Below are 17,589 nucleotides of genomic sequence, written 5' to 3' on the forward strand. Positions count from 1 at the left end.
ATGGTGGCATCTCGCCTCCGCGAGGGCATCTGAATTATCGCAGGGCACGGCGGGCACAACGCTCCACGGGACCCGGGACACACCCCGCACCCGCCCCGACGACGGGTACGGAAGTCGCGGGAGAAGTTTTTCCGGCCTTCCCATCCAGGGAAACTCCCCGGTCAATGAGACACGCGCGACGTTGACCGTCCACGAACCGGACGGTAGCTTCGTTTTCCACATACCAGAAGCTTATTTCGTATTGCGGAAGGTTTTCCATGGGCGCCACGCACGGGGTCGAGATCACCGGCCCCCTCCACGAACGGTTCGACGAGATCCTCACAGAGGACGCCCTCGCCCTCGTCGCCGAACTGCACCGCACCTTCGAGGAGCGCCGCCAGGAGCTCCTCGAAGCGCGCGTGACCAGGCAGGAGCAGATCTCGGCCGGGGCCGACCTCGACTTCCTCCCCGAGACCAAGCACATCCGCGAGGACGACAGCTGGCGGGTCGCCCCTCCCGCCCCGGGCATCACGGACCGCCGTGTGGAGATCACCGGCCCCACCGACCGCAAGATGACCATCAACGCGCTCAACTCCGGCGCCAAGGTGTGGCTCGCCGACTTCGAGGACGCCAACACCCCGCTGTGGGAGAACATGATCGGGGGCCAGCTCAACCTGCGCGACGCCCTCGACCGCACCATCGACTTCACCTCCCCCCAGGGCAAGGCCTACGCCCTGAAGGAGGACGGCGAGCTCGCCACCGTCGTCGTGCGCCCGCGCGGCTGGCACCTGGACGAGAAGCACGTCCTCGTGGACGGCCAGCGCGTCAGCGGCGGCCTGCTGGACTTCGCGCTCTACTTCTTCCACTGCGCCCAGCGCCAGATCGACAAGGGCAGGGGCCCCTACTTCTACCTGCCCAAGATGCAGAGCCACCTCGAGGCGCGTCTGTGGAACGACGTCTTCGTCCTGGCCCAGGAGCGCCTGGGCATCCCGCGCGGCACCATCCGCGCGACCTGCCTCATCGAGACCATCCCGGCCGCGTTCGAGATGGAGGAGATCCTCTACGAGCTGCGCGAGCACTCCGCGGGCCTCAACGCGGGCCGCTGGGACTACCTGTTCAGCATCATCAAGACGCACCGCACCCGCGGCCGCACGTTCCTGCTGCCCGAGCGCAACGCCGTCACGATGACCGCCCCCATGATGCGCGCCTACACCGAGCTGCTGGTCAAGACCTGCCACAAGCGCGGCGCCCACGCCATCGGCGGCATGGCGGCCTTCATCCCCTCCCGCAGGGACGAGGAGGTCAACAGGACCGCCTTCGCCAAGGTGCGCGACGACAAGTCCCGCGAGTCCGGCGACGGCTTCGACGGCTCCTGGGTCGCCCACCCGGGCCTGGTCCCGGTGGCCATGGAGGTCTTCGACGGCGTCCTGGGCGAGCGCCCGAACCAGATCGACAAGCAGCGCCCCGAGGTCGAGGTCTCGGCCCAGGACCTGCTGGCCGTGGACAGGACTCCGGGCGGCGTCACCCTCGCGGGCCTGCGCGGCAACGTCAACGTCGCCCTGCAGTACCTGGCGACGTGGATGGGCGGCAACGGCGCGGTGGCCATCCACAACCTCATGGAGGACGCCGCGACCGCCGAGATCTCCCGCTCCCAGGTCTGGCAGTGGCTGCACAACGACATCACGCTCGACAACGGCCCCAAGGTCACCGCCGAGCTGGTCAGGGGGATCATCGACGAGGAGCTCGCCGCCATCCGCGAGCAGCTGGGCGCGGACTTCGACGAGAACCTGTACCAGCAGGCAGGCGAACTGTTCACCGAGGTGGCCCTGGCCGACGAGTACGTCGACTTCCTGACCCTGCCCGCCTACGAGCGCATGCCGTAGCCCGACACTAATTTCATAAGACGGAAGACAACTTCCACTGCACCCCTTGCATGCGCGAGGGGTGCAGTCGTACGTTCACCTTGCGAGGTCGCGTCCGGAAGCGGGCGGGACCGTCCGTGTCCGCGCAGGTGGAACCGGGAGGCGCCCATGTCCGAGACCGAGGCGGCGCAGGCGGCCGTGGCCGGGCTCGTCCCGCGGCTGCGCCGGATCTGCGGCGAGGACGGCGTGCTCACCGACGCCGCCCAGCGCCGCACCTACGAGAGCGACGGGCTGCCCCACCACCGCGCCCTCCCCGGCGTCGTGGTGCTGCCCACCACCGCCGAGCAGGTCGCCGCCGTCGTGCGCCTGTGCGCCGAGAACGGCGTGCCCTTCGTCCCGCGCGGCGCGGGCACCGGCCTGTCCGGGGGAGCGCTCCCCCGCGCCGAGGGCGTCCTGCTGGTCACCTCGCGCATGCGCCGCGTCCTGGAGATCGACGTCGAGAACGAGTGCGCGGTCGTCGAACCCGGTGTGGCCAACCTGGACGTCACCCGCGCCGCCGCACCCCACGGCTACTACTACGCGCCCGACCCCTCCAGCCAGCAGGTGTGCTCCGTGGGCGGCAACGTCGCCGAGAACTCCGGCGGCGCCCACTGCCTCAAGTACGGGTTCACCGTCAACCACGTGCGCGGCCTGGACATCGTCACCCCCTCCGGCGAGCAGGTGAGCCTGGGCGGCAAGAACCCCGGCGCGCACGGCTACGACCTCGTCGGGGCCTTCATCGGCTCCGAGGGCACCCTGGGTGTGGCCACCAGGATCACCGTGGGCCTCACCCGGTCCCCGGAACGCACCGTCACCCTGCTGTCGGCGTTCACCTCGATGGACGCGGGCGGCCGGGCGGTCAGCTCCATCATCTCCGCCGGGGTGCTGCCCTCGGCCGTGGAGATGATGGACGCGCTGGCCATCGAGGCCGCGGAGAGGGCTGTGGCCTGCGACTACCCCGAGGGCGCCGCGGCCGTGCTGGTCGTGGAGCTGGACGGGCCCGCGGCGGAGGTCGAGGCCCAGCTCGCCGAGGTCACCCGGCTGTGCGCGGAGGCGGGCGCCTTCGAGACCCGCGCCGCCAGCGACGCCGACGAGCGCGCCCGGATCTGGAAGGGCCGCAAGTCGGCCTTCGCCGCCGTCGGCCGGATCAGCCCCGCCTACATCGTCCAGGACGGCGTCGTCCCGCGCACGGCCCTGCCCGAGGTGCTGCGGCGCATCACCGAGCTGTCGGCGGCCTCGGGCATCCGCGTCGCCAACGTCTTCCACGCCGGGGACGGCAACCTGCACCCGCTCGTACTGTTCGACGACGCGGAGCCGGGCGCGGCGGAGCGGGCGGAGGAGGTCTCCGGCGCCATCCTCGACCTGTGCATCGAGCACGGCGGCTCCATCACCGGCGAGCACGGGGTGGGCGTGGACAAGGCGTGCAAGATGCCGCGCATGTACGGCCCCGACGACCTGGCCACCTTCGACCTGTTCCGCCGGGCCCTGGACCCGGACGGGATCGCCAACCCGGACAAGCTGCTGCCCACCCCGCGCCTGTGCGGCGAGCGGCCCGGGGTGCGCACCGGGGTGCACCCGCTGGTGGAGGCGGGAAGGGCCGAGCAGTTCTGAGGCGCGGGCGGACCGCGAGCACGGGGGAGAACACGTGACACTCGTCGAGGGACCGGACGCCCGGGGCGGCGCACTGCGCGAGGGGACCGGCGCCGACGCTGTGGGCGGCCTCGTCCCCGCGCGCGTGGCACGTCCCGCCGACACCCGGGCTCTGGGCCGGGTCATGGCGTCCGCCGCCCGGGAGGGGCTGGCCGTCGTCGCGCGCGGCGGGGGCACGGCCCTGGACTGGGGCGGCCTCCCGCGCGGCCTGGACCTGCTCGTGGACACCGCCGACCTGTCGTGGACCGAGCACATCGCGGGCGACCTGGTGGTGGAGGTGGGCGCGGGAACCCCCGTGGCCGAGCTGTACGACGTGCTGGCCGCCGCCGGGCAGCGGCTGTCGGCGGACCCCGTGCGCACGGGCGGCACCGTGGGCGGGATGGTGGCCACGGGCGTGAGCGGTCCGCGCCGCCTGCTCACCGGTGCGCTGCGCGACCTGGTCATCGGGATGACGGTGGTGCGCGCCGACGGCGTGGTGGCGCGCAGCGGCGGCCGGGTGGTCAAGAACGTGGCCGGGTACGACCTGGCCAAGCTGCACACCGGCGGCCTGGGCACCCTGGGCGTGATCGCCTCGGTGGCCTTCCGCCTGCACCCGCTCCCCCGGGCCCTGCGCGTGGTGACCCTCCCGGCGGCCTCCGCGGCGCACGCCGAGGGCATGCTGACGGCGCTGCGCCGGTGCACGGCGACGCCCGCGGCGGTCGAACTGGACTGGCCTTCGGGCAGTCTGCGGGTGGTGCTGGAGGGAACCCCGGGCGGCGTCGGGACGCGGGTGGACGAGATCGCCGCGGCCACCGGCACGGAACCCGAGGTGGCCGACGCCCTGCCCGAGGGCTGGGGCGTGCTGCCCGCCGAGGGCACGCTCGCCCTGGTGTCCGTGCCGCCCGCCGAGAGCGTCCGGGCCGCGGTGCGGGTGAACGAGCTGTCCGGCGCGGGCGTCGGCGGCTCGGTCCGGGCGGGGGCGCTGTACGCGTCCTTCCCGCCGGGCACCGGTGCCGCCGAGGTGGCGGCCGTGCTCGACGGCGTGCGTTCGGTACCCGGCTGGACGATGACCCTGCTGCGCGCGGAACCGCACGTCCACGCCGCCGGTGTGGACCTGTGGGGGGAGGTTCCCGGGCTGCCGCTGATGCGGGCGGTCAAGGACTCCCTCGACCCCGGACACCGCCTGGCCCCCGGGCGCTTCGCGGGCGGCATCTGAACACGTGCGAACACCCTGGGAGGGCCCGTGACCGACCCATCGACCGCGGACGAGCGCGACCGGCTGTTCTCCGACCTGCTCAACGACTGCGTCCACTGCGGTTTCTGCCTGCCCACCTGTCCCACGAACGTGCTGTGGGGCCAGGAGATGGACTCGCCGCGCGGACGGATCCACCTGATGGCGCAGACGCACACCGAGGACGTGCTGACCGAGACCGCGGTCGGGCACTTCGACAACTGCCTGGGCTGCCTGGCGTGCGTGTCCGCCTGCCCGTCGGGGGTGGCCTACGACGCCCTCATCGACACCACCCGGCACCGGGTGGAGAAGGAGCACGAGCGGCCCGTGGGCGAGCGGGCGCTGCGCGGGGCGATCTTCGCGCTGTTCCCGTACCGGCGCAGGCTGGGGCTGCTGCGCGGACCGCTGCGCGCCTACCAGGCCAGCGGCGTCTCCTCGCTGGTGCGGCGCACGGGGCTGCTGGAGCGGGTCTCCCCCGCCCTGGCCACCATGGAGCGGATCTCGCCGCCGCTGTCGTCTCCGCCTCCCGCACTGCCGGAGCTGGTGCCCGCCGTGGGCCGGGCGCGGGCCCGGGTGGGCATGCTGGTGGGCTGCGTGCAGGGGGCATTCTTCCCCGAGGTCAACACCGCGACCGCGCGGGTGCTGGCCCTGGAGGGCTGCGACGTGGTGATCCCCCGCGCCCAGGGCTGCTGCGGGGCCCTGTCCGGGCACGCCGGGCGCATGGAGGAGTCGGCCGACCTCGCCCGGAGCCTGGTCGAGGTGTTCGAACGCGAGCGGGTGGACCGGATCGTGGTCAACTCGGCCGGGTGCGGGTCCAGCATGAAGCACTTCGACCGCACCCTGGCCGAGGCGGGCGCGGACCGGGCCTGGGTGCGGCGGGGGCGCGCCCTGTCCGAGCGGGTCGCGGACCTCACCGAGTTCCTGGTGGAGCTGGGGCCGCGCGCGGAGCGCCACCCCCTCCCCCTGCACGTGGCCTACCACGACGCGTGCCACCTCTCCCACGGCCAGGGCGTCACCCGGCCGCCCCGCGCCCTGCTCGCGGACATCCCGGGACTGCGCGTGTCCGACCTGCCCAACAGCGAGATCTGCTGCGGCTCGGCGGGGGTGTACAACCTGCTCAAGCCCGAGGCCGCCCGGGAACTCGGCGACCGCAAGGGGCGGGACGTGGCCTCCACCGGCGCCGACGTCCTGGTGTCGGGAAACCCCGGGTGCTCGCTCCAGATAGCGTCCGCCATGGAACGCGCGGGTTCCCCGGTCGCGGTGACCCACACCGCCCGGGTGCTGGACGCCTCGCTGCGAGGGTTGACCGTCGCGCAGCTGCTGGGACGTCGCTGAGCCGCCCCGGCCCCGCCCCTGTGACGCACACCACGTACGTTCCGGCAGTTTTCCCGTCCTCCCCCCGAACAACGGCCGCTCCGGCGACACAGGGGGTGAGAGAGAGGAGCTGCCGATGGTGCGCGACAACGACGGCGATCCACCCGACCACACGGCGTTCAACACGCTGTTCGAGCGGTACTACGACGCGGTGTACGACTACGCCCGCCGCAGGGTCGGCCCCGACCTGGCCGACGACGTGGCCTCGGAGTCCTTCGCGGTCGCCTGGCGGCGGCGGACGGGGGTGCCCGAGGGCCGGGAACTGCCCTGGCTGTACGCCTGCGCCCGCCGCATCACCCTCGCCAAGCTGCGCGAGGTCAGGAAGCGCGGTGAGGTCCCCCCTCCCCCGGAGGAGGTCTGGGGCGGTTCCCAAGACGACGCCGAACGGGTCGTCCGCCGCCAGACGGCCCTGAGCGCCCTGGCCCGGCTCTCCGACACCGACCGCGAGCTCGTGATGCTCGTGACCTGGGAGGGTCTGAGCAGCCGAGAGGCCGCGCGCGTGGTGGGCTGCTCACCCGTGACCGCGCGCGGACGGCTGCACCGTGCACGCAAGCGCCTCCAGGTGCTCATGGACGACACCGCATACCCCGCGGAGGACAGGAAGGACGCCTCGTGGACGACGTCACCGCGCTTCGCACGCTCCTGAACGACACCGACCCGCGCGCCGGGAAGACGGTCGGCCACGCCGACCGCCAGCACGCACGGACGAAGGCCATCACCCTGATGAACGACACCCCTGCCCGCCGCCCCCTGTGGCTCCGCCCCCCGGCCCTGGCCGGCGCCGCCGCCCTCACGGCCGCCGCCACCGCCGCCGTGCTCGTCCTCGGCACCGGTTCCGGGGACCCCGTCGGCGTCCCCGCCGCCTACGCCGCGCCGCCCACCCCCCTGGAGGTGGTCGGCTCCACCCCCGAACCCGGTGAGCAGCGGCTGCTCGCCCTGGCCGAGACCGCCCGCGACGGCGGTGACGCCCCGGGCGAGGGCGACGTCGCCTACGTCTCCTCCTCCGGAGTGGAGCTGCTCTCCGTCACCAGTTACGCCGGTGAGGAGCCCAGCGACGAGGACCTGCACAGCGCGGGGTTCATCCCCTACCAGTGGCAGCGGTGGCAGGGCCCCGAGGGCGACACCCGCGCGGTCAGCACCCCGGGCGCGGCCGAGGACACCACCGGCGACGCGGAGGAGCACCGGGAGTTCCTCGACCGGCAGGCCGAGGACGTGGAGGAGAGGCTGGATCCGGTCCTGCTGTTCCCCGAGGAGCTGCCCACCGGGGCCGGGGCCATGGCCGACGCCCTCGTCGCCTGGAGCGGGGAGGACCCCGCGACCGACGCCGCCCTCGTCAACGCCCTGAACAACCTCTACGACCACCGCCCCCTGGACGGGGCCGAGGAGGCGGCCCTCATGGAGGTCCTGGCCGGGCTTCCCGGCGTCGAGTACGCGGGGGGCACGCGCGACCCCCTGGCCCGTGAGGGAGAACTCTTCCAGGTGCGGATCGCGGAGCCCGACCAGGTGACGCGCTACCGCTACCTCTTCGCCCCCGACACCGGGGACCTGCTCTACCGCGACGCCACCGTGCTGGAGGAGGCGGGCGGTGAGGGCTCCCTGGCCCAGCACGGACTGGAGCTGCCGGTGACCACGTCCTACCGGTCCTTCGTCTGGTCCGGCTGGGTGGAGGAGGTCGGCGCGCGTCCCGGGAGCTGAGGCGGGACGTCCGGCAGAGCCCGGCCGGGAGCCTGGACCGGCGCTCCGCCCCCTGGGGCGGGGAAGCCGGTCCGGGCGGCCCGGTGCGCGGGGGCCGGGGGGCGTCGCGCGAACCCCGGCCGGGCGCCGGCCCGCCCCGCACCGACGCGCACGCCGCCGGGGAGCTACACCAGGGTCGTCTCACCCTCGGCCACGATGACGGCCGGGCCGCTCAGCCTCGCGCCGTCCGCGTCCAGGAAAACGGTGCACTCGCCCCCGAGGACCCGCACCCTCCAGGTCGCGCTCTCCCCACGGGGGGTGGCGGCGGCAGCGGCGGCGACGATCCCGGTCCCGCAGGAGCGGGTCTCCCCGGAGCCCCGCTCGTACACGCGCATCTCCAGCACTCCCGGAGACACCTCGCGGTACACCTCGACGTTCGCCCCGGAGGGGAAGGCCTCCACGTCCAGCACCGGCAGCTCGCTCAGGTCCACCTCGACGACCGGCACGGCCACCTCGCAGGCCAGGTGCGGGTTGCCCACGGAGATCTGCTCACCGTGCACCACCTGCCGGGCGAGCTTGGCGGAGGAGGTCCCCTGCATCTCCACGCGGCCCATGTCTATGGTGATGCCGCCCTCGGAGTCCACCTGGACCTCCTTGGCTCCGTCACGGGTGCCCACCTCGAAGCGGTCTCCCTCGACGAGCCCCGCGTGCAGCAGGTAGCGGGCGAACACCCGCACACCGTTGCCGCACATCTCGGCGACGCTCCCGTCGGCGTTGCGGTAGTCCATGAACCACTCGGAGCGCTCGGCCGTGCGGGCGGCCGGGGCGAGGGCCTCCCCGAGGGCGCGCGTGCGCACCACCCGCAGGACGCCGTCACCACCGATCCCGGCCCGACGGTCGCACAGCAGGCGGACGGCCTCCTCCGTGAGGTCGAGCTCCCCGTCGGGATCGGGGAGGATCACGAAGTCGTTCTCTGTTCCGTGGCCCTTGGCGAATCGCATGCCGACCATCCTAGGCGCGGACGACCACCTCCCCCGTCCCCCGCTCGGCGGTCCGGCAGGGCCCGGGGCTGACTACGCTGGAGCAATGATCAAGGTGATCGCGGTCGTCGGCCCGACCGCTGTGGGCAAGTCGGACCTGGCCGTCGAGGTGGCCCTGCGGCTGGAGGAGCGCACGGGGCGCCGGGGCGAGGTGATCAACGCCGACTCCATGCAGCTCTACCGCGGCATGGACATCGGCACCGCCAAGCTCACCGACGCCGAGAGACGCGGGGTGCCCCACCACCTGCTCGACGTGTGGGAGGTCAGCGAACCCGCGGACGTCGCCAGCTACCAGGACATGGCGCGCGACCGCGTCGAGCAGTGTGCCGACCGCGATGTTCTCCCCGTCCTGGTCGGCGGTTCGGGCCTGTACGTGCGTTCGGTCCTGGACCACCTGAACTTCCCCGGCACCGACCCCGCGGTCCGCGCACGCCTGGAGGCGGAGCTCGGCGACGTCGGCCCGGGCGTCCTGCACGCCCGCCTGGCCGAGTCCGACCCCGCGGCGGCCCGCGCCATCCTGCCGGGCAACGGGCGGCGGATCGTGCGCGCCCTGGAGGTCATCGAGCTGACCGGGGAGCCGTTCACGGCGAACCTGCCGGACCACACCTCCTTCTACCCGTGCACGCAGATCGGCCTGACCGCCCCCCGGGCCGAGCTGGACGAGCGCATCGGCACCCGCGTGGACCGCATGTGGGAGCAGGGCCTGCTGGAGGAGGTCCGCGAGCTGGACAGGCTCGGGCTGCGCGAGGGCCGGACCGCCTCGCGCGCGCTCGGTTACGCGCAGGCGCTCGCCCAGCTGGACGGCACGCTGTCCGAGGAGGAGGCCAAGGCGGACACCGCCCAGGCCACGCGTCGGTTCGCCCGCCGCCAGGAGTCGTGGTTCCGGCGCGACCCGCGGGTGAGCTGGCTCCCCCACGACTCCCCCGACCTGGTGGAACGCGCCCTGACCCAGGTGGAGCGGGCCCTGTCGGGAACCTCGGACGAGCCGGGCGAGGCACTGGTGGACGTGTCGACCTGGGTGCCCCGCTCCGCACGGTGACCCCGCGGCGGGTCCGCGTCCGCCGAACACCCGCCTCCACGTGACGGCCGGGCCCGCGAAGGGCCCGGCCGTCCGTCTTCCACAACCTGCTCCCGTTTTCCCTCCCGAAAGCCCTTGCCCCGGCCTCCCGGGTGACCTAGTTTGACTGTGTGACTGGTTTTGAAATCTGGTCACACAGTCAGAGGGAGGAGGTGCGGATATGGTCATCGGCGTCAACACGCGTGGTCAGCAGCACCTCGCACGCCCTCGACTCGCAGGAGCACACCGTGGCCCCATCCACACCCCCGACCGCCAGCGAGCGCGAACTGCGCGCCGACCGCATCCTGGACGCGGCGGAGGAGCTGATGGTCGCCTGGGGACACCGCAAGATCACCATCGAGGACGTCGCCCGGCGGGCCAGGATCGGCAAGGGGACCGTCTACCTGCACTTCTCCACCAAGGAGGCGCTGCTCCTCACGGTGGTCATGCGGGCGCAGCTCGACGTGCTGCGCCAGATCCTGGACTCCATGCGCGCCTCGCCCGAGAACGTCCGGCCCAGCGAGGTCGCCCGCGCGCTCTACCTGTTCCACCTCGACTCGCCGACCATCCGCGCGCTGTTCGCCAACGGCACCGAGTCCCTGGGCAACCTCTCCCGCGACGCGGCCGCCCTGGTCGGCGACACCGTACGGGACCGGCAGAGGGCCCTGCAGACCTACTGGGACATCCTGCGCGAGCACGGCCTGCTCAACGGCGACCGCTCCCCCGACGAGCAGCTGTACGCCTACAACTCCCTGGTCATAGGCCACCTGGTCACGCCCCCGGTGCTGGAGGAACAGGGCATGCACGTGCCCGACCACGGCACGCGCGCCGAGCTCATGGCCAGGAGCATCCGACTGCTCCTGGAGGGGGACGCCTCCCCGGAGGACACCCGCCGGGCCCGGGACAGGGCCCTGGCGCTCTTCTCCGCGCTGGACGAACGCCTGCACGCGGAGATCACCCGGCAGAAACAGACGACACGCTCCACCTGAGCCCCAGAGGAGGGCCCATGACAGCCGCAGCCCCGTCCGACGACCTGATCGACCTGCGCTCCCCCGAGTTCACCGCCGACCCCCACTCCGTGATCGACCGGGTCCGGGCCGCGGGCGGCTCGGCACCGGCCCTCTTCGTGGACACGATGGAGGCCGTCCTCTTCGTCGACGACGAGGACGTGCGAACCATCCTCAGTGACCGGCGCTTCGTGCTGGACCCCGCCAACGTGTCGGGGGATCGGGCCTCCGCCACCCGCTCCGACGCGCTGAGGGGGCTGGGCATCCGCCCCGACCTGATCACCTACCTGACCGAGTCCCTCCTGGACAAGGACGGCGGCGACCACACGCGGCTGCGCAAGCTGGTCTCGCGCACCTTCACCGTGCGCCGGGTCAACGAGCTGCGGCCCGCGGTCCAGCGCGTCACCGACGACCTGCTGGCACGGCTGCCCGACCTCGCAGACGGGGACGGGGTCGTGGACCTCATGCCGCACTTCTCCTACCCGCTGCCGATCGCGGTCATCTGCGACCTGGTCGGCGTTCCGGAGGAGGACCGCGAGACCTGGCGGGCGTGGAGCGACCAGCTGTCCAGGTTCGACCCCACCCGGCCCGAGCTGATGAACGACGCGCTCGGCGAGATGATCGGCCACATCGAGGGGATGCTCGCCGAACGCCGGTCCCGGCCGAGCGAGGACCTGCTCGGCGCCCTGGTCAGGGCGCGCGACGAGGACGGCGGGCGCCTGAGCGAGAGCGAGCTGATCACCCTGGTGTTCACCCTCGTCATCGCCGGGCACGAGACCACCGCGCACGTGCTGGGCAACGGGGTGCGGGCCCTGCTCGACCACCCGGTCCAGTGGGAGAGCCTCCGGCAGGACCCCGGGCTGCTGCCCTCCGCCGTGCACGAGATGCTCCGCTACGGGGGCACCGCCGTGATCGCCAAGGCCCGGTACGCGGCCGAGGACGTCGAGCTCAGGTGCGGCCGCCTGGCCGCGGGCGAGCGGGCGATCGCGGTCCTGGCGGGCGCCAACCGCGACCCGAGGGTCCACCCGGACCCGCACCGGTTCGACATCACCCGCCACCAGGGCAGGCCCGGCGAGGCGCACGTGGGGTTCGGCCACGGCATCCACTACTGCCTGGGCGCGGCCCTGGCCCGACAGGAGGGTGAGGTGGCGGTCGGGTCCCTGCTGACCGCCTACCCCGGCCTGTCCCTGGTACCCGGCCGCGAGCCCCTGCCCGGGAAGGTCCCGGGCACGATGCGGTTGGACAGCCTGCCCGTCCGGCTCTGAGGCCCCACCCGGTTTCCGCGGCCCCCAGAGGGCAGGGCTGAGCAGCCAGACGACCGCGGCCCCCGGCACGAAGGTGCCGGGGGCCGCGACCGCTGTCGGTGCGGGGTCAGATCTCGCAGCAGCCGCCCGCCGGAGCGGGCTCCTCGGCCGGAACCCCGATCCGGGGCATGCCCAGGAGCACCTCCGGCTTGCTCTCCCGGACCGGCTGGCCGTTGCGGGCCGCCCAGGCGTCGCCCGCACGGGTGCGCCGCAGGGCGCGCACGCCGGAGTCGGCCACCAGGTGGTGCGGGGCGGCGTAGGTGACCTCCACGGTCACCGTGTCGCCGGGGCGCGGGTCGTCGCTGTCACCGACCGCGAAGTGCACCAGGCGGTTGTCGGGGGCGCGGCCGGACAGGCGGCGGTGCTCGCCGTCCTTCCTGCCCTCGCCCTCGGCGACCAGCAGCTCGACCTCGCGGCCGACCAGCTTCTGGTTCTCCTCCCAGGAGATCTGGTCCTGGAGGTCGACCAGGCGCTGGTACCGGTCCTTGACCACCTCCGGCGGGACCTGGTCCTCCATGGTGGCGGCCGGGGTCCCGGGGCGCTTGGAGTACTGGAAGGTGAACGCCATCGAGAACCGCGCCTCGCGGACCACGTGCAGCGTCTCCTGGAAGTCCTCCTCGGTCTCGCCGGGGAAGCCCACGATGATGTCGGTGGTGATCGCGGCGTGCGGCATCGCGGCGCGCACCTTCTCCACGATGCCGAGGAAGCGCTCCTGACGGTAGGAGCGGCGCATGGCCTTGAGGACCCGGCTCGACCCCGACTGGAGCGGCATGTGCAGCTGCGGCATGACGTTGGGGGTCTCGGCCATGGCCTCGATGACGTCGTCGGTGAAGTCGCGGGGGTGCGGGGAGGTGAAGCGCACCCGCTCCAGCCCCTCGACCTCGCCGCAGGCGCGCAGCAGCTTGGAGAAGGCCTGCCGGTCGCCGAAGCCGCTGCCGTAGGCGTTGACGTTCTGGCCGAGCAGGGTGATCTCGCTGACGCCCTCGTCAACCAGGGCGCGCACCTCGGCGAGCACGTCACCGGGGCGGCGGTCCTGCTCCTTGCCGCGCAGTGCGGGCACGATGCAGAAGGTGCAGGTGTTGTTGCAGCCGACGGAGACCGACACCCACGCCGCGTACGCGGACTCGCGGCGGCTGGGCAGCGTGGAGGGGAAGTGCTCCAGGGACTCGGCGATCTCCACCTGCGCCTCCCGCTGGACGCGGGAGCGCTCCAGCAGGGCGGGCAGGGAGCCGATGTTGTGGGTGCCGAACACGACGTCGACCCAGGGCGCGCGGCGCACGATCTCGCCGCGGTCCTTCTGCGCCAGGCACCCCCCGACGGCGATCTGCATCCCCGGGTTGGCGTCCTTGACCGGGCGCAGGTGCCCGAGGTTGCCGTACAGGCGGTTGTCGGCGTTCTCCCGGACCGCACAGGTGTTGAAGACGACGATGTCTGCGGTGGTGTCCTCGGCTGCGCGCGCGTACCCAGCGTCCTCCAGCAGACCGGAGAGGCGCTCGGAGTCGTGGACGTTCATCTGGCAGCCGTAGGTCCGCACTTGGTAGGTACGACTCTGGCTCACGGAACCAGGCTATCCGGTGCCGCGCACCGCGCGGAGACCGTCGCACGGGCCCGACGACCCCACCTGGGGCTTTCCCCCGGACCCCGTGGCGGACGGGGAGGCGGAGCGTGGCCGGGAGCGGCCGATGTGAGACGCTGAAGAACGGAATCGCGACAGGGAGCGACAAACGGCCACTTAACCGTCCAAACCCATAACAGTTTCGCCGATCACGCCGTAACAAGTCTGCTACTCCGCAGACGGGCGGCGATTTCGTGATGACACGGCAACATGGACCCATTAGGTTCCGAACATGACCTCAACTCCTCTCGTCGTGCTGGAGAACGTCAACAAGCACTTCGGCGACCTGCACGTGCTCCGCGACATCGATCTGACGGTTAACTCCGGCGAGGTGGTAGTCGTCATCGGGCCCTCCGGTTCCGGCAAGTCGACGCTGTGCCGCACGATCAACCGCCTGGAGACGATCGACGCCGGCACCATCACGCTGGACGGACAGCCGCTGCCCGCCGAGGGCCGCGGACTGGCCCGGCTCCGCAGCGACGTGGGCATGGTCTTCCAGTCGTTCAACCTGTTCGCCCACAAGACCGTGCTCCAGAACGTGACCCTGGGCCCCACCAAGGTCCTGCGCATGAACAAGGCCGAGGCCGACGCCCGCGGCATGGAGCTGCTGGAGCGCGTCCAGATCGGCAACCAGGCCAACAAGTACCCGGCGCAGCTCTCCGGGGGTCAGCAGCAGCGCGTGGCGATCGCCCGCGCCCTGGCGATGAACCCCAAGGTGATCCTCTTCGACGAGCCGACCTCGGCCCTGGACCCGGAGATGGTCCAGGAGGTCCTCGACGTCATGACCGACCTCGCCGCCGAGGGCATGACGATGGTCGTGGTCACCCACGAGATGGGCTTCGCGCGCCGCGCGGCCAACCGGGTCGTCTTCATGGCCGACGGACAGATCGTGGAGGAGAACACCCCCGACGAGTTCTTCACCAACCCCCGGTCCGAGCGCGCCCAGGACTTCCTGTCCAAGATCCTGACCCACTAGGTTCCCCCGCGTTCTTCGCACGAAGCAAGGAAGAGGTACCCCACATGCGAGTTCGTCGCATCAGCACCATCCTGGGCGGCACCGCGGCCCTGGCCTTCGCCCTCAGCGCCTGCGGCACCGCCGACGTCGGCGGCGGCAGCGGTGGCGAGGAGGGCGGCGGCGAGGGTGGCGGCGAGACCATCACCATCGGCGTCAAGTACGACCAGCCGGGCCTGGGCCTGCTGGACGGCGACGCCCCCGTCGGCTTCGACGTGGACGTGGCCACCTACATCGCCGGCGAGCTCGGCTACGAGCCCGAGCAGATCGAGTGGACCGAGGCCGCCTCCGCCAACCGCGAGTCCTTCCTCCAGCAGGGCACCGTCGACATGGTGATCGCCACCTACTCGATCACCGACGAGCGCCGCGAGGTCGTCGACTTCGCCGGTCCGTACTACGTCGCCCAGCAGGACATCCTGGTCCAGGCCGACAACGAGGACATCCAGGGCCCCGAGGACCTCGCGGGCAAGGTCCTGTGCTCGGCCTCCGGCTCCCGGTCGGCCAACAACATCGTCGACGACATGGGCATCGACGCCGAGCTGCGGGAGGCGGGCAACTACTCCGAGTGCCTGTCGCTGCTGGGCAACGGCGCCGTCGACGCGGTGACCACCGACAACACCATCCTCGCGGGCTTCGCCGCGCAGGACCCCGGCACCTACCGCGTGGTCAACAACCCCTTCGGCGAGGAGCGCTACGGCGTGGGCCTGCCCGACGGCTCCACGGAGCGGTGCGAGGAGGTCAACGCCGCCATCCAGAAGATGTGGGATGAGGGCTACACGACCGAGGCCCTGGAGAGCGCCTTCGGCGAGACCGACTTCGCCTACGAGGAGGCCGCTCCCGAGGTCGACGCCTGCCAGTAGGTCCCCCTCCCTATGACCGTGCGCCTCGCGGCGGGGCCGGCTCCGGCCCCGCCGCGAGGCCCTTGACCAGCTGGGACCCATGGAAGCCTTTCTCAGCAATATCGACAGGGTTGTCGACGGTTTCTCATGGACCGTCCGGCTCACCCTCCTCAGTGCCCTCTTCTCCTTCGTCCTGGGCATCCTGCTCACGGCCATGCGGGTCTCCCCCGTCCCGCTCCTGCGCGGTCTGGCCACCGCCTACGTCGAGGGCATCCGCAGCACGCCCCTGACCCTGGTCCTGCTCTTCTGCGGTCTGGGCCTGAACAGCGCCCTGGGCCTGTTCCTGTCCGACACCGTCGCGTGGGACGTGTTCTGGTGGGCCGTCATCGGCCTGTCCGGCTACACCGCCTGCTTCGTCTCGGAGTCGCTGCGGGCGGGGATCAACACGATCCCCCTCGGCCAGGTGGAGGCGGCCCGCTCGCTGGGCCTGACCTTCACCCAGAACCTGCGGATGATCGTCATCCCGCAGGCGCTGCGCACCGTCGTCGGCCCGCTGGGCAGCGTGCTCATCGCGCTGATCAAGAACACGACCGTCGCCTCCGTCGCGGGGCTGGGCGTTCAGGAGGCGTCCAGGGAGATGAAGCTCATGTTCGACCAGGGCATCGCGCCGGTCCTGCCGACCTTCGTCGGCTTCGCGATCGGCTTCCTGATCCTGACCCTGCCGACGGGCTACTTCTTCGGCTGGCTCTCCAAGCGCGTGGCGGTGGTCCGATGAGCGCGCAGACCTCCGTCCTCTTCGACGCACCCGGCCCCAAGGCCCGCAGGCGCAACGTCGTCTACACGGTCATCACCGTGTTCCTGGCCGTGATCGGCCTGGGGATCCTGTACCTGGGGTTCAACGGCACCCTGCGCAACACCGGGTTCTCCCTGTTCAACCCGCTCACCTGGGGGCTGCTGGGCGACCCGGCCACCTGGGCGGTCAACCCCGCGGGCGAGTGGACGGCGGACAAGTGGGAGCCGTTCCTGCGGCCCGCCACCTGGACCGACTACGTCCTCCCGGGCCTGCAGAACACGCTGACCGCGGCGCTGACCGCCTCGGTCCTGGCCATCGTCTTCGGTCTGGTGTTCGGCATCGGCCGCCTGTCCGACCAGTGGTGGATCCGCGTCCCGGCCGGGGCCGTCGTGGAGTTCTTCCGCGGCATCCCGCTGCTGATGCTGATCTTCTTCACGATGGCGCTGCCCATCGTGGCCTACCAGCTGTTCGACATCCCCCCGGGCACCTTCCAGGTCTCCGCGCTGGCCGCCGTCGTCACGGGCCTGACCCTGTACAACGGCTCCGTGCTGGCGGAGGTCTTCCGCGCGGGCATCCTCGCGGTGCCCAAGGGCCAGTCCGAGGCCGCGCAGGCCATCGGGATGACCAGGGGCCAGAACATGCGGATGATCCTCATCCCGCAGGCGATCACCGCGATGATGCCCGCGATCGTGGCGCAGCTCGTGGTCCTGCTCAAGGACTCCGCGCTCGGCTACATCATCGCCTTCCCCGAGATGCTGCGCAGCTTCACCCTGCTGGCCACGCGCGAGGGCAACGTGATCCCCGCCGCGATCATCTGCGCGGCCATCTACATCGCCATCAACCTCTCGCTGAGCCGGGTCGCGATCTGGCTGGAGCGGCGCAACGCCCGCCGCGGCAGGCCCTCCGCCAAGCCCGTGGGCGGCGCGGACGTCCCGGTCAGGCCCTCGGGCACCGGCGGCGGCACCGGCGGCGACAGCCTGAAGGCCAACGGCCCCGCGGGGACCGTGGCGGTGGAGCCCACCGTGCAGGAGCCGCTTCCCGACACGCTGGACGGGCCCCGCCCGGCGGAGTCCGACGACGGCGACGACACGGACGGCAAGCGGGACAGGAAGGGCTGACCCCTCCTCCCCACGG

Annotated in this window: 15 protein-coding genes; 13 read left to right on the plus strand and 2 right to left on the minus strand. The window is 72.2% G+C overall.

Annotated features, from left to right (window positions below):
• Positions 1 to 257: 257 nt before the first annotated feature.
• The 6 genes from aceB to FYW99_RS03485 all read left to right on the plus strand — a co-directional run bounded on the left by aceB (position 258) and on the right by FYW99_RS03485 (position 7,809).
• Complete coding sequence (aceB, locus tag FYW99_RS03460) at positions 258 to 1,862, plus strand: malate synthase A (protein WP_150250163.1); 1,605 nt, start codon at positions 258 to 260, stop codon at positions 1,860 to 1,862.
• A 147-nt stretch (positions 1,863 to 2,009) separates the two neighbouring features.
• The gene (locus FYW99_RS03465) at positions 2,010 to 3,491 is read left to right on the plus strand and encodes an FAD-linked oxidase C-terminal domain-containing protein (RefSeq protein ID WP_150250165.1); all 1,482 of its coding nucleotides are present in this window, start codon (positions 2,010 to 2,012) and stop codon (positions 3,489 to 3,491) included.
• Between the two features lie 34 nt (positions 3,492 to 3,525).
• Complete coding sequence (locus FYW99_RS03470) at positions 3,526 to 4,725, plus strand: FAD-binding oxidoreductase (protein WP_150250167.1); 1,200 nt, start codon at positions 3,526 to 3,528, stop codon at positions 4,723 to 4,725.
• A gap of 27 nt (positions 4,726 to 4,752) precedes the next feature.
• The gene (locus tag FYW99_RS03475) at positions 4,753 to 6,075 is read left to right on the plus strand and encodes a (Fe-S)-binding protein (RefSeq protein ID WP_150250169.1); all 1,323 of its coding nucleotides are present in this window, start codon (positions 4,753 to 4,755) and stop codon (positions 6,073 to 6,075) included.
• A 115-nt stretch (positions 6,076 to 6,190) separates the two neighbouring features.
• Complete coding sequence (locus FYW99_RS03480) at positions 6,191 to 6,760, plus strand: RNA polymerase sigma factor (RefSeq protein ID WP_150250171.1); 570 nt, start codon at positions 6,191 to 6,193, stop codon at positions 6,758 to 6,760.
• Entirely contained in the window at positions 6,727 to 7,809 is a 1,083-nt protein-coding gene (locus FYW99_RS03485) for a CU044_5270 family protein (protein WP_150250173.1), read from the plus strand. The genes FYW99_RS03480 and FYW99_RS03485 overlap by 34 nt, the downstream gene beginning before the upstream one ends.
• A gap of 164 nt (positions 7,810 to 7,973) precedes the next feature.
• Here FYW99_RS03485 and dapF read toward each other — a convergent pair whose 3' ends face one another.
• Positions 7,974 to 8,798 (minus strand): diaminopimelate epimerase, encoded by an 825-nt coding sequence (gene dapF, locus FYW99_RS03490; RefSeq protein ID WP_150250174.1) that lies wholly within the window; start codon positions 8,796 to 8,798, stop codon positions 7,974 to 7,976.
• Positions 8,799 to 8,874: 76 nt separating this feature from the next.
• Here dapF and miaA point away from each other — a divergent pair, with 76 nt between their 5' ends.
• The 3 genes from miaA to FYW99_RS03505 all read left to right on the plus strand — a co-directional run bounded on the left by miaA (position 8,875) and on the right by FYW99_RS03505 (position 12,157).
• On the plus strand, positions 8,875 to 9,867 hold the full coding sequence (gene miaA, locus FYW99_RS03495; protein ID WP_150250176.1) for a tRNA (adenosine(37)-N6)-dimethylallyltransferase MiaA: 993 nt from the start codon (positions 8,875 to 8,877) through the stop codon (positions 9,865 to 9,867).
• A gap of 221 nt (positions 9,868 to 10,088) precedes the next feature.
• The gene (locus FYW99_RS03500; RefSeq protein ID WP_150250707.1) at positions 10,089 to 10,874 is read left to right on the plus strand and encodes a TetR/AcrR family transcriptional regulator; all 786 of its coding nucleotides are present in this window, start codon (positions 10,089 to 10,091) and stop codon (positions 10,872 to 10,874) included.
• 17 nt (positions 10,875 to 10,891) lie between these two features.
• The gene (locus tag FYW99_RS03505; protein ID WP_150250178.1) at positions 10,892 to 12,157 is read left to right on the plus strand and encodes a cytochrome P450 family protein; all 1,266 of its coding nucleotides are present in this window, start codon (positions 10,892 to 10,894) and stop codon (positions 12,155 to 12,157) included.
• A 106-nt stretch (positions 12,158 to 12,263) separates the two neighbouring features.
• Here the strand turns inward: FYW99_RS03505 and miaB are convergent, their stop codons facing one another.
• Positions 12,264 to 13,730 (minus strand): tRNA (N6-isopentenyl adenosine(37)-C2)-methylthiotransferase MiaB, encoded by a 1,467-nt coding sequence (gene miaB, locus FYW99_RS03510; protein WP_223838739.1) that lies wholly within the window; start codon positions 13,728 to 13,730, stop codon positions 12,264 to 12,266.
• Positions 13,731 to 14,043: 313 nt separating this feature from the next.
• Here miaB and FYW99_RS03515 point away from each other — a divergent pair, with 313 nt between their 5' ends.
• The 4 genes from FYW99_RS03515 to FYW99_RS03530 all read left to right on the plus strand — a co-directional run bounded on the left by FYW99_RS03515 (position 14,044) and on the right by FYW99_RS03530 (position 17,573).
• Complete coding sequence (locus tag FYW99_RS03515) at positions 14,044 to 14,787, plus strand: amino acid ABC transporter ATP-binding protein (protein ID WP_190394537.1); 744 nt, start codon at positions 14,044 to 14,046, stop codon at positions 14,785 to 14,787.
• Positions 14,788 to 14,831: 44 nt separating this feature from the next.
• Entirely contained in the window at positions 14,832 to 15,683 is an 852-nt protein-coding gene (locus FYW99_RS03520) for a glutamate ABC transporter substrate-binding protein (RefSeq protein ID WP_150250181.1), read from the plus strand.
• A 79-nt stretch (positions 15,684 to 15,762) separates the two neighbouring features.
• A complete protein-coding gene (locus FYW99_RS03525) occupies positions 15,763 to 16,437 on the plus strand; it encodes an amino acid ABC transporter permease (RefSeq protein ID WP_150250183.1) in 675 nt (224 codons plus the stop codon).
• Positions 16,434 to 17,573, plus strand: a complete 1,140-nt coding sequence (locus FYW99_RS03530; RefSeq protein WP_150250185.1) for an amino acid ABC transporter permease — start codon at positions 16,434 to 16,436, stop codon at positions 17,571 to 17,573. Before FYW99_RS03525 ends, FYW99_RS03530 begins: the two co-directional genes overlap by 4 nt.
• The last annotated feature ends 16 nt before the right edge of the window (positions 17,574 to 17,589 follow it).

The organism is Nocardiopsis deserti (assembly GCF_008638355.1).
GTDB classification, from domain to species: domain Bacteria; phylum Actinomycetota; class Actinomycetes; order Streptosporangiales; family Streptosporangiaceae; genus Nocardiopsis; species Nocardiopsis alborubida.

What these genes read in the sequence shown, in the direction of transcription:
- aceB (WP_150250163.1), top strand. Translation starts at nt 258, where the DNA reads ATGGGCGCCACGCACGGGGTCGAGATCACCGGCCCCCTCCACGAACGG.
- FYW99_RS03465 (WP_150250165.1), top strand. Translation starts at nt 2,010, where the DNA reads ATGTCCGAGACCGAGGCGGCGCAGGCGGCCGTGGCCGGGCTCGTCCCG.
- FYW99_RS03480 (WP_150250171.1), top strand. Translation starts at nt 6,191, where the DNA reads ATGGTGCGCGACAACGACGGCGATCCACCCGACCACACGGCGTTCAAC.
- dapF (WP_150250174.1), bottom strand. Translation starts at nt 8,798, where the DNA reads ATGGTCGGCATGCGATTCGCCAAGGGCCACGGAACAGAGAACGACTTC.
- miaA (WP_150250176.1), top strand. Translation starts at nt 8,875, where the DNA reads ATGATCAAGGTGATCGCGGTCGTCGGCCCGACCGCTGTGGGCAAGTCG.
- FYW99_RS03505 (WP_150250178.1), top strand. Translation starts at nt 10,892, where the DNA reads ATGACAGCCGCAGCCCCGTCCGACGACCTGATCGACCTGCGCTCCCCC.
- FYW99_RS03515 (WP_190394537.1), top strand. Translation starts at nt 14,044, where the DNA reads ATGACCTCAACTCCTCTCGTCGTGCTGGAGAACGTCAACAAGCACTTC.
- FYW99_RS03520 (WP_150250181.1), top strand. Translation starts at nt 14,832, where the DNA reads ATGCGAGTTCGTCGCATCAGCACCATCCTGGGCGGCACCGCGGCCCTG.
- FYW99_RS03525 (WP_150250183.1), top strand. Translation starts at nt 15,763, where the DNA reads ATGGAAGCCTTTCTCAGCAATATCGACAGGGTTGTCGACGGTTTCTCA.
- FYW99_RS03530 (WP_150250185.1), top strand. Translation starts at nt 16,434, where the DNA reads ATGAGCGCGCAGACCTCCGTCCTCTTCGACGCACCCGGCCCCAAGGCC.